A 15,200-nucleotide genomic window follows, 5' to 3' on the forward strand; every position below is an offset into this window, starting at 1 on the left:
GCTCGTCGATGCGGCCCAGGTATTCCAGCTGCCCGTCGGCGCCCCAGCGCACGAGATCCCCGGTGCGATACATGCGTTGGCCGGGCGCGCCGGAACCGACGAACGGGCAAGCCACGAACCGCGACGCGGTCAGACCCGCCCGGCGCACGTACCCGCACGCCACGCCGCGACCGGCCACATACAACTCCCCGACCTCGCCGCGCGGCACCGGCCGCAACCAGCCGTCGAGCACGAACAGCGCAGCACCCGGCACCGGCAGGCCGATCGGCACCACGCCCGACCCCGCACGGAGCGGCGCGCTGATCGTGGCGTAAACGGTGGTCTCGGTTGGGCCGTACCCGTTGATCATCACCCGATCGGGCGCCCACTGGTCCACCACCGCCGGGGGACAGGCCTCCCCGGCCGCCATCAGCGCGACAGACTCCAACCCCTGCGGTGACAGCGCCGCCACCGCGGAGGGGGTCTGACTCAGGACACTGACCCGCTCGGTCACCAGCAGCGAGTGAAAATCTTCCGGCGAGCGGGCCACGTCCTCGGGCACCACCACGAGCCGACCGCCGTGGAGCAACGCTCCCCAGATCTCCCACACCGAGAAGTCGAAGACCAGGGACGAAGTCTGTGTCCAGACCTGCTCGGGCGCCATCTGCACCCCTACGTCCATTCCGTCGAAAAGCCGGGTGACGTTGGAGTGGGTGACGGCCACGCCCTTCGGCGTGCCGGTGGTGCCGGACGTGTAGATGATGTGGGCGAGGTCGTCGGCAGCGGGCGCCGGCAGTGCGGTGCCAGGACAGGTTTTGACGCCAGGATCGTCGACGTCGACGACGGGCAACGCGTGTGCGGTCAGGCGGTCGGCGAATTCGGCGGTGGTCACACCGGCGATCGGTGCGGCATCGGAGATCATGAACCCGATCCGGGCCGCAGGCAGTTTCGGGTCGATCGGCAGATAAGCCGCCCCGGCCTTGAGTACCGCCAGAATGGCCACGATCGCATCAAGCGACCGGTTGAAGAGCAACGCCACGCACTGTCCCGGAGCGGCTCCGTGAGCGGCCAGCAGATGCGCCAACCGGTTTGATGCCTCGTCCAACTCCCGGTAGGTCATCGAGCGGCCCTGACAAGTCAGCGCCACCGCGTCCGGCGCCGTGACCACTTGAGCGGCGAACAGCGCCGGGATCGAGGCCGTGGTCGCGGACTGAGTCAACACCGCGGTGTGACCAATCTGTCCCAGCCGGGCGTGCTCTTGGGCATCGAGCAAGTCGATCGTCGACAACCGCCGCGTCGGGTCGGCGGTCATCGCCGCCAGCACGCGGCCGAACCGCTCGATCAGCGTCTGGATTCGTTCGTCGTCGAATACGTCAGCGGCGAATTCGACCCGAAGAGCGAGCTCGTCGCCCGGGACGGCTTGCAGCGTCAGGGAGTAGTGGTTGTACTCCCGGGTGTTGAACTCGGTGATCGCCAACCCGTTGTCGCCGGCCAACGCGGCCGTGTCGACCGGGTAATTCTCGTAGACCAGAAGAGTGTCGAAGAGTTTGTCGTGACCGGCGATTCGGTGCATCTCGTTGAGCGCCAAGTGCTGGTGCTCGAGCGTGCGGTTATTGGTGCTCTGCAGCTGGTCGAGCAGCTCGACTGTGGTGGTGGTCGACGTGACGTTCACCCGAACCGGGACGGTGTTGATCAACAACCCCACCATCGATTCCGCGCCGAGCACGTCAGCCGGCCGACCCGAAACCGCCGTCCCGAAGGCCACGTCATGCTGACCGGTCAGCGAGCCCAGGAGCAACGCCCAAGCGCCCTGGAGCACGACGTTGACCGTGGTGTGCCGCGAGCGTGCCAGCTCGGTCAGGGCCTGTGTCGTCGCCTGCGACAGCCGGTGCTCGTACACACCGCGACTGCGAAGCTCCAACCCATCCGGAGAACCCACCAATGTCGGGGTCTCGAAACCGGTCAACACATCACGCCAGGCTGCGAGGGCTGCCTCGCGGTCCCGCTCGGCCAGCCAGGTGACGAATCTGCGATACGGCGTGGCCGGGGGCAGGCGCCACCCGTAGTAGCTCGCGAAGATCTCGCGCAGCAGGATCGGCATCGACCAGCCATCGAGCACGATGTGATGATTGGTGAGCACGAACCGGTGCTGATCGGGTGCGGTGCGAATCAATGCCACCCGGAATACCGGGTCGTCGGCGAGGTGACGGATCGCAGCGCGTTCGCTCGCACAGATTGCTTCGATCTCCACATCCAGGTCTGTGTCGCTGTCCCGAAGGTCGATGTAGCGCCAAGGCACCTCGGGGTCGGCCGGGATGATCTGCACCGGCTGGCCGAATTGTTCTGAGAAGCGGGCCAACACATTCGGGTGCCGGTCCGCGACCTTATTCACGGCATTACGCAGCCGGTCCTCGTCGAGAGCACCGCGCACGGTGATGTCGAACTGCACGGCATACAAGTCGTCGCCCAGGTCCGGCGCTGCGCCGGCATGGAAGAGTAAACCGTGCTGTAGAGGGGTAAGCGGCAGTATGTCAGCGATTTGCATATTGCCGCTGAAGCTCCTCGATCTGTTGTTGGCTGAGGTTGACGGCGATATCGGAGGGGGTCAACCCGCCTCCGCCGCCCATGACATGTTTGCAGATTCCGTCCAGAGCCTCAAACCACAAGCTACTCAACCGAATAACGTCCGCCTCGCCCAACGCTGAGGGAGCCCACGTCCAGTTGGCGTGCAGCTGAGGGCCGCTGTCGGTGTCTACGGTTGCCGCGTTGAGCTCCACGGTGTGCAGCAGTGGCATCGGGATGTCCGAAGCGATACCGGTCAGCGACATGCCGTCGTGGCTCATCCGCCAGAGGTCGTCGGAGGTTTCGGCGGCCGCCGCGCCGAGGCGACCGAGGTAGTTGAAGCCGATAGCCGGGTCGGAATCGGGCAACTCGGCGTCGGGATTCAAATAACGCAGGAGACCGTAGGACAGACCGTCCGGCAGCTCGCGCAGTTGCTCCTTGGCATCTTTGACCAGCGCCCCCAGCGACGGGCCTCCGGCGCTCACCCGTGACCAGTCCTGTCCACCGACGCTCAACGCCACCGGGTACTTGGTGGTGAACCAGCCCACCGTCCGGGACAGGTCCGCCTCTTCGGTCAGATCCCCGTCGCGCCCGTGGCCTTCGACGTCGATGCTGACCGGCGCGAGACCGGTTCCCAGAAACTCCGCGACCGCAAGCCCGAACCCGATCAACAGAACTTCGTGGACTCCGGCGTGGAACGCCGTCGGAACCTCACCCAGCAGCATCCGGGTCGTCTCGACGTCCAACACCGCCGACAAGCGGCCGGCTGTGGCGAACGTGTCCACCGCCGGCTGCACCGCGGGCAAGCGCGACGGGACTGCGGCCACCTGCCGCCATGCGGCGGTCTTCGCGACCACCTCCGCATCCTTGGCGTGCTCGGCCAGCATCGATGCCCATCGGGCGAACGACGTCCCGCCCACCGGTAGATCGATCGGCTGCCCGGCGCGATGTTGCCGCCAGGCGATGTTGAGGTCCTCCAACAGAATCCGCCATGAGACGCCGTCGACGACGAGGTGGTGGACAACCAGCGCGAGCTGGCCGGTCGAGGCCACCCACAGCGCACCGAACATCGCCCCGCTGACGGGACTCAACCGTGACCGCACCTTGACCAGCGCCTCGTCCGATAGCGCTTCGACGGTGTGCAGGCACTCGCGGGCGTCCACCGACCCGGCTTCCGGCACAAGCAACGACCATCCGTCGGCAGTCTCGGCGACGCGCAGGCGCAACATGGCGTGCCGATCGGACAACGCCTGCAACAACGCCACCACATCGGCTTCACCGACCCCGGCGGGAGCCTGCAGCAGCACAGTCTGATTGAACTGGTCAGTCGGCCCGTTCACGCTCTCGAGCCAGCTGATGATGGGGGTGGCCGTCACCGGTCCGATGCCGTCGTCGATCTCTTGGGTCTCGCCGTCCGAGATCGTGGCCACCTGCGCCAGCCGAGCCACCGTCTGCTCGACGAAGATGTCGCGGGGCCGACACACCACACCGGCCGCTCGAGCGCGTGCCACCACCTGCATGGACAGGATGCTGTCGCCGCCCAACTCGAAAAACGACTCGTCGACGCCGACCTGCTCCAGCCCCAGCACCTGGGCGAAGATGTCCGCAAGAACCTCCTCGGTGGCACTGGCGGGGGCGCGGTAGCGGTCCACATCGGTGTACTCGGGCGCCGGTAGCGCGCGTTTGTCGAGCTTGCCGTTGGACGTGATCGGCAACGTGTCCAGCGCCACCACCGCCGCCGGCACCATGTACGCGGGCAACTGCTCACCGAGCTTCGCCCGAATCCCGCTCACCTCGGCGGAGCCGGTGATGTAGCCGACCAGGCGTTTGTCGCCGGGGCGGTCCTCACGCACGAGCACCGCCGCTTGATCAACCCCTTGGAGGGCGGCCAGCGCGGCCTGCACCTCGCCGAGCTCGATGCGGTATCCGCGGATCTTGACCTGCTCGTCGGCGCGGCCCACGTACCGAAGCTGCCCGTCAGCGCCCCACGACGCCAGGTCCCCGGTGCGATACATACGCGCCCCGGGCGCCCCGAGCGGGCACGCCACAAACCGCGAGCCGGTCAGCCCGGCCCGGCCGACGTAGCCCTCGGCGACACCGGCGCCGGCCACGTACAACTCGCCGACCACCCCGACGGGCGTCGGGCGCAACCACGCGTCCAACACGAAGAAGCCCAAGTGCGCCAACGGAACCCCGATCGGGCTGACCGTGACCTGGGTGTCGGCGGGGACGATCTCGCGCACCGAGGCGTGCACCGTCGTCTCGGTGATGCCGTACATGTTCAGCAGCCGCGGCGACGCCGGATGCCGATCGAACCAGCCACCCAGGCGCGACGGTTCGAGCGCCTCCCCGCCGAAGACCACCGTCTCCAGCGTCAGCTGATCACCCAGCTCTGGCGCCAGCCCGTCAGCGGCCTGCAGGGCATAGAACGCCGACGGGGTCTGGCTGAGGACGCTGACTTGCTCGCTGACCAACAACGCACGTAGCTCCTCGGGGGAACGCACCACCGCATCGGGCACCATCACCAGCCGGCCGCCGCTCAGCAGCGCCCCGAAGATCTCCCACACCGAGAAGTCGAAGGCCAACGAATGGCACTGCGACCACACGCCTGCCGCCGGCACATTGTTGTTGAGCGTCTGCAGGAGCTGGATCACGTTGCGGTGCGCGACCGCAACGCCCTTCGGGGTGCCAGTGGTACCCGAGGTGTAGATCAGGTAAGCGATATCGCCGGGTACCGGTGAGGGCAGCGCGGTGCCCGGATAGCTGTTGACCGCCGGGTCGTTGACGTCGACGACCAAAAGATCGTCGCGCTCGGCCAGCCGCGAGCGACGGTCGGTGGTGGTCAGGACGACCGTCGGCGCCGCGTCCGCCAGGACGAACTCGATGCGCGCATCGGGATGCGCCGGGTCGATCGGCACGTACGCCGCCCCGGTCTTGAGGACCGCGAACATCGCCACGACCGCCGGGGTCGAGCGCTCCATCAGCAGCGCCACCCGTCCGCCAGCACTGACGCCGCGGGCGATCAGCAGGTTTGCCAACCGATTCGACGCTTCGTCGAGCTCGCGATAGGACAGTGACCGCCCGCCGCTGCTGACCGCCACCGCTTCCGGGCTGCGGACGACTTGCGCCGCGAAGGCCTCCGGGATGGACCCCGGCGGCGTAGGGACGGGCCGGGTCAACACGGCCCTGTTGCCCCAGTCCTGCAGCCGGGCATGCTCATGCTCGTCGACGACATCGATCGACGACATCCGGCGGGACGGATCAGCGCACAGCGCGACCACTACCCGCTGCAGCCGCTCGACCAGCGCTTCAACGCTCGCGGCGTCGAACACGTCAGTGCGGAACTCAACATCCCCGGCGATACCGACGGGCTCCCCGGCCTCGTTCCACCGCTCTGCCAACGAGAACGTCAGATCCACGCGGGCGGTGTCGGTGTCGGCGGGCAAGGGCGTGACTCCGACGTCACCCAACCGGAAATCGCCGGCTACGTTGTTCTGCCAGGCCAACAGCACCTGCACCAGTGGATGGTGGTTCAGGCTTCGAGTCGGATTGAGTCGCTCCACCAACGCTTCGAACGGCACGTCCTGATGTTCGAATGCCGCCAGGCTGCGCTGGCGCACTTGCTCGAGCACCTCGGCGACCGTCGGGTCGCCCGCAAGGTCGACCCGCAGTACCAGCGTGTTGACGAAGAAACCGACCAACTCTTCGAGTGCCCGGTCTCTCCGCCCAGCAATCGGGAAGCCCACTGCCACATCGGAACTCGCGCTCAGTTTGGCCAGCAGCACTGCCAGAGCGGCCTGCATCACCATGAAACTGGTTGCGCCATGCTCGCCGGCCAGCCTTGAAACCGCTTGCTGCACAGGCACCGGCCACTGCACCGCCACCTTGGCACCGCGGTAGTCCGCCACTGCCGGATACGGCCGATCAGTCGGCAGCTCCACTCGCTCAGGCAGATCTGCCAACGCGTCCCGCCAGTAGGCCAGCTGCGCAGCGATCCGGCTGTCGGGATCATCGAGATCACCCAACTGCGCGCGCTGCCACAGGGTGTAGTCGATGTACTGCACCGGCAGTTGCGCCCAGCTCGGAGCTCGATCCGCACAGCGGGCGGCGTAAGCCACACCCAGGTCACGCACCAACGGAGTGATCGACCAGCCGTCAGCGGCGATGTGGTGCACCACCGCAACCAGCACATGCTCGTGGTCACTGACACGGAAAGCCGTTGTGCGCAAGGGGATTTCGGTGGCCAAGTCAAAGGGTCGATGCGCTGCCGCCCCGATGGCCTCCTCCAGCCGGCGCTGCGGCCAGCCGGTAGCATCGACAACCTGCCAACCCACGTCCGCCCGCTCCGCAGGCACCACCAACTGCTCGGGAACACCGTCGGGCGCCGGGAACAGCGTGCGCAGGCTCTCGTGTCGGCCTACCACGTCACCCCAGGCAGTGCCTAGCGCTTGAGTGTTCAGCCGCCCATCCAATCGCAACGCCACCGCGAGGTTGTAGACCGCGGACGGGCCCTGCAGCTGCTCGATGAACCACAACCGGTTCTGCGCGAACGACAACGGCACCACCGCAGGGCGCTCCGCTGGCAGCAGCGGCGCCAGCCCTTCGGCTGCTCCGATGCGCGGTGCCAACCGGGCCACCGTGGGCGCCTCGAACAGGGTCCGTACGCCCAGATCGACGCCCAGGGTGGCGTTGACCGCGGTGACCACCCGCATGGCCGACAGCGAGTCACCGCCCAACTCGAAGAACGAGTCGTCGACCCCGACTCGCTCCGCACCCAGCACCTGAGCGTAGATACCGACCAGGATCTCCTCGAGGGCGTCGGCCGGCGCCCGGTAGCGGTCGCCGTCGGCGTATTCCGGTGCCGGCAGTGCGCGCTTGTCGAGCTTGCCGTTTCCGGTGAGCGGCAGGGCCTCCACGATCACCACCGCCGCGGGCACCATGTAAGCCGGCAGACGTTCGGAGAGGGTGTTACGCAAGTCGACGGAGTCTGCTGTGCCGGTGACGTAAGCCACCAGCCGCTTGTCACCCGGGCGGTCCTCGCGGACGATCACCGCCGACTGGTGCACCGCGTCGACGGTGCTCAGCACCGTCTGGATCTCGCCGAGCTCGATGCGGTAGCCGCGGATCTTGACCTGCTCATCGGCACGTCCCAGGTACTGCAGCTGCCCGTCGGCACCCCAGCGCACCAGGTCACCGGTGCGATACATCCGCGCGCCGACGCCAGCGAACGGGCAGGCGACGAACCGCGTCGCGGTCAGCCCGGCCCGGCGCACGTATCCGAAAGCGACACCTTGACCGGCCACGTACAACTCTCCGACCACGCCACGCGGAACCGGTCGCAACCAACTGTCCAACACGAAGAAGGCGAGATGGGCCAGCGGCGATCCGATCGGGCTCACGGCGTTCTCAGCGTCGATGTCGGCGATCTCGCGGAACGAGGCATGGACCGTGGTCTCGGTGATGCCGTACATGTTGATGAGCCGGGGCAGACCGGGGTGGTTGCGAAGCCACGACGTAAGGCGGTGCGGTTCAAGCGCTTCACCACCGAAGATCACCGTCTCCAGCTTGAGCTGTTGGCCGAGCTCGGGCGCCAACGAATCCGCGGTTTCCAAGGCATAGAACGCCGACGGGGTCTGGCTTAGGACATTCACTTCTTCCCTGACGAGCAAGGCGTGCAGGTCCTGCGGCGAAACGGCCACCGAATCGGGCACCACCACCAGCCGCCCGCCGTGCAGCAGCGCACCGAAGATCTCCCACACCGAGAAGTCGAAGGCCAAGGAGTGGCATTGCGTCCACACCTGGCCGGGCGACGTGTGCAGATCCGCGTCCAGCGAGTCCAGCAGCTCGGTCACGTTCACGTGTGGGACGGCCACGCCTTTGGGCACACCGGTCGTGCCCGAGGTGTAGATCAGATAGGCCACGTCGTGCGGGCTGGGTGCCGGCAGTGCGGTGCTGGGCTGGGCATGGACGGCGGGGTCACCGATGTCGACGACCAGCAAATCATGGCCGTCCAGGCGGTCGGCCAGGCGGGCGGAGGTGATCGCGACCACCGGAGCGGCGTCGGAGAGCATGAAGTGCATGCGCGTACCCGGTTGGCTCGGGTCGATCGCCAGGTAAGCCGCCCCGGTCTTCAGCACGGCGAGGATCGACACCACGGCCTCCGCGGACCGCTTCAACAGCAGGGCCACCCGTTCTCCGGGTCCCACCCCGTGACCGCGCAGCAGGTGCGCCATCCGGTTCGCGGCCGCATCGAGTTCGCGATACGTCCACGAACGGGCGCCGTAGGTGATGGCGATGGCCTCCGGAGCACGGGCCACCTGGGCAGCGAACAACGCCGGGATCGACCAGGTCGCGGACACCGGCAGGGTCAATGCTTCTTGGTTGCCCCACGTCTGCACATCAAGGTGTTCACGCTCGTCGAGCAGATCGATCGACGACACCCGGCGGGTCGGGTCAGCACACGACGCGACCACCACCCGCTGTAACCGCTCGACCAACGCTTCAACGCTCGCGGCGTCGAACACGTCAGTGCGGAACTCAACATCCCCGGCGATACCGACGGGCTGCCCGGCCGCGCTCCACCGTTCCGCCAACGAGAACGTCAGATCCACGCGTGCGGTGTGCGTGTCGGCCGGCATCGAGGCGACCTCTACATCGCCGAGTCTCAGTTCCCCGGCGGCGTTGTTCTGCCAGGCCAACAGGACCTGCACCAGCGGATGATGGTTCAGGCTGCGGCTGGGATTGAGCCGCTCGACGAGCACCTCGAACGGCACATCCTGGTGCTCGAATGCGGCCAGGCTTCGGTGCCGCACCTGCTCCAGCACCTCGGCGACCGTCGGGTCCCCGGCGAGATCGACACGCAGCACAAGCGTGTTGACGAAGAAACCGACCAACTCTTCGAGTGCCCGGTCTCTCCGCCCCGCAATCGGGAAGCCCACTGCCACATCGGAACTCGCGCTGAGCTTGGCTAGCAGCACCGCCAGCGCGGCCTGCATCACCATGAAGCTGGTCGCGCCATGCTCGCCGGCCAGCCTTGAAACCGCTTGCTGCACAGGCACCGGCCACTGCACCGCCACCTTGGCACCGCGGTAGTCCGCCACCGGGGGATACGGCCGATCAGTCGGCAGCTCCACTCGCTCAGGCAGATCTGCCAACGCGTCCTGCCAGTAGGCCAGCTGCGCAGCGATCCGGCTGTCGGGATCATTGAGATCACCCAACTGCGCGCGCTGCCACAACGCGTAATCGACATACTGCACCGGCAGCGGCGCCCAGTCCGGGGCTTGGCCCGCGCAGCGGGCGGCGTAGGCCGCACTCAAATCGCCCATCAACGGAGCGACCGACCAACCGTCAGCGGCGATATGGTGCACCACCGCCACCAACACATGCTTATCCTCGCTGAGCCGGAAAAGCGTTGCCCGCAAAGGGATCTCACCGGCCAATTCAAACGGCCTACGCGCCACTGCCCCGACGGCCTCATCCAACCGACCCATGGGCCACCCGGCCGCATCAACCACCTGCCAACCCACATCAGCGCGCTCAACAGGCACCACCGACTGCTGCGGAACCCCACCTGGGGCTGGAAACAACGTCCGCAAACTCTCGTGACGACCCACCACATCAACAACAGCCGCACCCAACGCCTCAGCGTTCAAGCACCCATCCAACCGCCACGCCACCGCCAAGTTGTCAACCGAGGAGGGGCCCTGCAACTGATCCAGGAACCACAACCGGTTCTGCGCAAACGACAACGGCACCACCGCAGGACGCGGACCGGCAACCAACGGCTCTAGCCCGTCTCCCTCGCCTATGCGAGACGCCAACTGGGCCACAGTGGGCGCCTCGAACACCGCACGTAAAGAAAGCCCGGAGTCCAGGCGCGTATTGACCGCGGCGACCGCCCGCATCGCCAGCAGCGAGTCGCCACCAAGCTCGAAGAACGACTCATCCACGCCGATCCGCTCGACACCCAACACCTCGGCGAAAATGCCAGCCAGAATCTCCTCGGCCGGCGTGCCCGGAGCACGATACCGATCGACATCGCTATATTCCGGCGCAGGCAAAGCGCGCTTGTCGAGCTTGCCGTTGACCGTCAACGGCAATGCATCGATCAATACCACCGCCGAAGGCACCATATAGCTGGGTAGTCGCTCGCCTAGGGCGGCACGAATAGTGGTGGGATCCACTGCGCCCTCAACCGACTCCGTGACATAGCCGACGAGGCGCTTGTCACCCGGACGGTCCTCGCGGACGATCACCGCTGTCTGGTCCACCCCCTCCAGCGCGCTGAGTGCGGCTTGTATTTCGCCGATCTCGATGCGATGCCCACGAATTTTGACTTGCTCATCAACGCGACCGACATAACGCAGCTGTCCATCTGCGCCCCACCACACCAGGTCTCCGGTGCGATACATCCGGTTACCGGGTCCGCCGAACGGACACGCGACAAACCGCGCGGCCGTCAGCCCAGCCCTTCGCACGTACCCGACCGCCAACTGCGGCCCGGCCACATACAGCTCTCCGACCACCCCGTGCGGTACCGGGCGTAACCAACTGTCCAACACAAGAAACGCCGCGCCCGCCACCGGTGCGCCGATCGGCACCACCCGTGAGCCCGCCTGCAGCGGCGCACTCAACGCCACCCACATCGTGGCCTCGGTCGGGCCGTACTCATTGATCATCACCCGGCCAGGGGCCCAGCGATCCACCACCTCGGGCGGACAAGCCTCGCCACCGACCAGTAATGTCACCGCATCCAGCCCCTGCGGCGACAACATCCCCACCGCCGACGGGGTCTGACACAACACGCTGACCTGCTCGTCAATCAAGAAGACGCGCAAAGCCTCCGGCGAAGTGGCGACCGACTCGGGCACCACCGCCAGCCGCCCCCCACGCAGCAAGGCGCCGTAGATCTCCCACCCCGAGATGTCGAAGCTATACGAGTGCCACTGCGACCACACCTGCCCCGCCGTGGCCCACTCATCATGCAAAGAGCCGATCAGCTGGGTGACGTTGGCGTGGGTGATCGCCACCCCCTTCGGTACACCGGTCGTGCCCGAGGTGTAAATCGTGTAGGCCACATCATCCGCGGCCGGCGCCGGTAAGGGTGAGACCGAATAGCCCTCGATCGACGGATCGGCGACGTCGATGACCACCAACGCGCTATCGGCCAACCGTTCGGCAAGCCCCGTGGTGGTCAGTGCCACCATGGGCGCCGCGTCCGCAATCATGAATTCGATGCGCGGCCACGGGTGTGCTGGATCGATCGGCAGGTACGCCGCCCCGCTCTTGAGCACTCCTAACATGGCCACGATCGCCTCAGCGCAACGCGAGAACATAAGCGCCACAGACTTGCCCGGGCCTACCCCCAGGTCAGCCAACAGGTTCGCCACTCGGTTCGATGCCGCATCCAGTTGGGCATAGGTCCACGAACGACCGGCATACGTCAGCGCAACCGCGTCTGGAACGGCAGCTACCTGCGCGGTGAACATTGACGGGATCGAGACGGCGTCTGGCGCCGGCGCGGTCAGCACGGCCCGGTTACCCCAACCGTCAACTCGGGCCTGTTCGCGCTCATCGAGCAAGTCAATTGACGGCAACCGCTGCTCTGGATCAGTAGACATCACCAGTAGAAGGCGACTCAACCGGTCCGCCAAGTCGGAGACATCAAGCTCCACGAGCGGATGGCCGGCGCCCAAAGAGCTCAGGTGGAGCTGATCGCCATCTTTGAAGAAGACCAGCGCGGCCTGGTCGCCGAACCCGGCATTGGTCAGTGTGCCTGTCGCCAGGGCGCCATCGAAGTGGCCCATATGCGCAGCGGGAATGATATTCACAACGACCCGATTGGACGCACGCCCAGCGTCGTTGAGGCGCGTTGCACTCTCGATCGTCTGCACCGGAAACCGCTGGTGTTGCAACGCTTCTTGGATTCGGGTGTCGACGTGTCGACAAAACCCCGCAACCGAAGAGTCGGCCGGAGTTTTCAACACAAGTGGCACAACGCCAGAAACCATCCCGGGAACAGCCTGTGATTCTGGACGCACACGCCTGCTGACAGGAAAATCAAGTACAACTTCCGAACGCTCAGCGTCGTACTCACTCACCAATAGCGCGCAGGCGGCAGTGATCACCGACGACCGACGTACGCCCAGGCGGCTCGACAAAGCGTCGATGCGTTCCACAATCTGCGGCTCCAGTGGAAGCGGTGGGGAGAACTCGTCTGCATCACTGGGGGTCACTGTGGCGTGCGCTAAGGGGAGAGTCAGCGGCCTTTCGGCAGGAAGATTGGTAGCCCAATAGGCACGATCATCGAGATAGTCCGTGGAGGTTTCGTATTCCAGCTCGCACTGAACCAGGTCTTGCAGGGAGCCGAAGAAAGCCGGGGGTATCTCGTCGCCAACGGCAAAGGCAGAGTAAACAGCTGCGATTCGATGCAGAATCAGAGTAAGGCCGATTCCGTCTACCGCGATATGGTGGCAGGCTGCGAACAAGTAGTTTTCGTCTATTCGGGTCTGCAACAGTGCGAACTTGAATAGTGGCCCAGAAAGAGGCATCGGCATGCGGCGGATACTCGATGCCAAGCGATGCGTTTCCTCGACGGGATCTTGCGAGCGCATCAAGTCATAGCGGCGTAGCTCAACCAACGGGTGATCAACCGGCTTCTGGAAAACTTGCCCAGCCATTTCGAAGAATTCGGCTCTAAGTGGTTCAGCCTCACCCACCACATGACAGATCGCCGATTCAAGGAGATCGGGATCTATGGAACCCTCGATCCGCAGGAGTCCGCCGAGATGTAGCGTCGCGTCGGCGCGGCCCGTTTCTTCCGCGAGCCACATCTCGAACTGTCTCGGCGTAACCGGATAGACCCGGTCATCGAGTTCCATTGGTTCCCCTCAATCGGCCAAGTACGTCAGGCGCTTTGCTCATCGGAGTCTGGCCCCCCGCCGAGCCTCTCGCGCAGACCTTTTGATTCGCGTGCGAAGTCCTGTCGGAAGCAGTCCAAGGCGCAGGGCGCTCGACTTTGCCGTGAACCGCTCATCAGCAGGTCGTGACACACCCAAAGACAAGGAACAGGCTGCAGCGCTCACCGCTGGTCGAAACGACAAACCACCGTTGGGGCAGTCGAACGGGTCGATGCTCACAGCTCTCCAGATTTACTTTTGCGAGTGGGACTGTTCCGAACCATACTAAGCCGAGCCAGATCTGTGATGCGATTCAGCAAAGTCTCTAGGTGTTATGCGCTTCACAGCTTAGCATCAGGAGCATCCGGGTCGCGAACCGCTATCGCCTGCGGTGATGGGCCAGTTCGGACCGCGTGCCGGCGGCTTGACGGGTCCCGACTTTCCTAGGCTCAGTGAACTCATCGGCTTCCGCGCGGTGACCGAATGAGATCCCCTAGAAGACTGCTCCCGCTATGGTTGCGCGACCGCAGTTCGACTCACGAAGCGAGTCCTGCAATCACCTGGAGGGGCGATGTGCAAACGAAGTCTTGAAACCGCTTGGTCAGAATCGACCCATTGTCAATGGTGCGTTTACGAATAGAGCAGTTAGCCGTTAGCCGCCCTACAGGCGCCATTCACGATGTCATTGCGAGCACCCGAGAATGTTGGGCACCCACTCTTCATGATCGAACCATGCTCTCCCAGGCGGCATTTGCGCACCCTCAGCTGTGGCCGCAGTTTGCTGAACTCCGATGGGCGGACGTGATCGGGAAAGCAGTGCAGAGTTTCCAACTGCGCTTCAACGCCGTATTGTTGACCGACGCCTGGCACTGGGTGTCTCCGATTTACCTTCACGTCGGCAATGTACCGAGCCGTTGACTCAGCGCTCCTGCTGCTTGATGGCGAATCGAACTGACGGGCCGTCGCGATGCAGCAAAATGCGATGTCCCTCGAAATAGTCGTCGACGGCCTTGCGAGCACCCTTCCAGTATCCGTAATCGTCGATGACCAACACTCCGCCGACTGGAATTCGCGGGTAGAGATGCTCGAGTTCGTGGCGCGTCGACTCGTATAGGTCGGTGTCGAGGCGCAATAGCGCTATCGTGTCGGGCGCGTGCGCGGGGATAGTGTCCTCAACAGGGCCAGCTACGAGGTGGATCCGCTCCGGGGGGTATCCGGTTGAGGTCAACAGAGCATAGACGTCATCGCGCGAAGGCTTGAAGTGGGTGAATTTCGGCATTATTCGCTCGTAAATTGTCTTGCCGAGACGGCCCGGGTTCATGGAACTCTGAACCGATGTGCCGTTGAAGAGCACGTCTTCGTCAGTGGGTTGGTACGGGAAACCGGACGGCCCCATGCCGGCCCACACGTCATACCCGTAGATGTCGCGGCCGACGATGCCACGTTGACGGAGGCGCAGCAGCATCGCCAGCAGACTTCCGCCGCGCCAGACTCCGCACTCGACGATCGCTCCCGGAATGTCGTGGTCGACAATGTAATCGACACTCGTGCACAAAGCGGCAACACGATCGCTGGAGGTCAGAGTGTACGGGTCGACTTCGCGGATGATGTTCTGCGTGGATTCATCCAGATCAACGAACTTGTGGCGCGAGTCCCACGCACGGATTCGGCGAACGATCCGCGACGTGACATAGTCCGCGACGACAGGCATCGTTGGCTTGCTCATCGAGTCTTCCTCCTCTGACGCAAAGGTTTCGAGAC

General features: G+C 65.2%; 3 protein-coding genes (1 of these 3 cut by a window edge). All 3 read right to left on the reverse strand.

Going from position 1 to position 15,200, the window contains the following annotated elements; all coding sequences use genetic code 11:
* A protein-coding gene (locus A5790_RS20490; protein ID WP_156656472.1) for a non-ribosomal peptide synthase/polyketide synthase crosses the window boundary here: on the reverse strand, positions 1 to 2,524 show its start. Its footprint begins 17,681 nt before the window's first position; the window shows 2,524 of its 20,205 coding nt (coding positions 1-2,524); the start codon lies at positions 2,522 to 2,524; its stop codon lies beyond the left edge, outside the window.
* Positions 2,511 to 13,421, reverse strand: a complete 10,911-nt coding sequence (locus tag A5790_RS26530; protein ID WP_156656473.1) for a non-ribosomal peptide synthetase — start codon at positions 13,419 to 13,421, stop codon at positions 2,511 to 2,513. Before A5790_RS26530 ends, A5790_RS20490 begins: the two co-directional genes overlap by 14 nt.
* Positions 13,422 to 14,358: 937 nt before the next feature.
* Positions 14,359 to 15,165, reverse strand: coding sequence for a TylF/MycF/NovP-related O-methyltransferase (locus A5790_RS20505; RefSeq protein WP_066848510.1), 807 nt, complete (start codon positions 15,163 to 15,165; stop codon positions 14,359 to 14,361).
* Positions 15,166 to 15,200: the final 35 nt, after the last annotated feature.

Origin of the sequence: Mycobacterium sp. 852002-51152_SCH6134967 (genome assembly GCF_001667105.1) — a bacterium.
Taxonomy (GTDB): Bacteria; Actinomycetota; Actinomycetes; order Mycobacteriales; family Mycobacteriaceae; genus Mycobacterium; species Mycobacterium neumannii_A.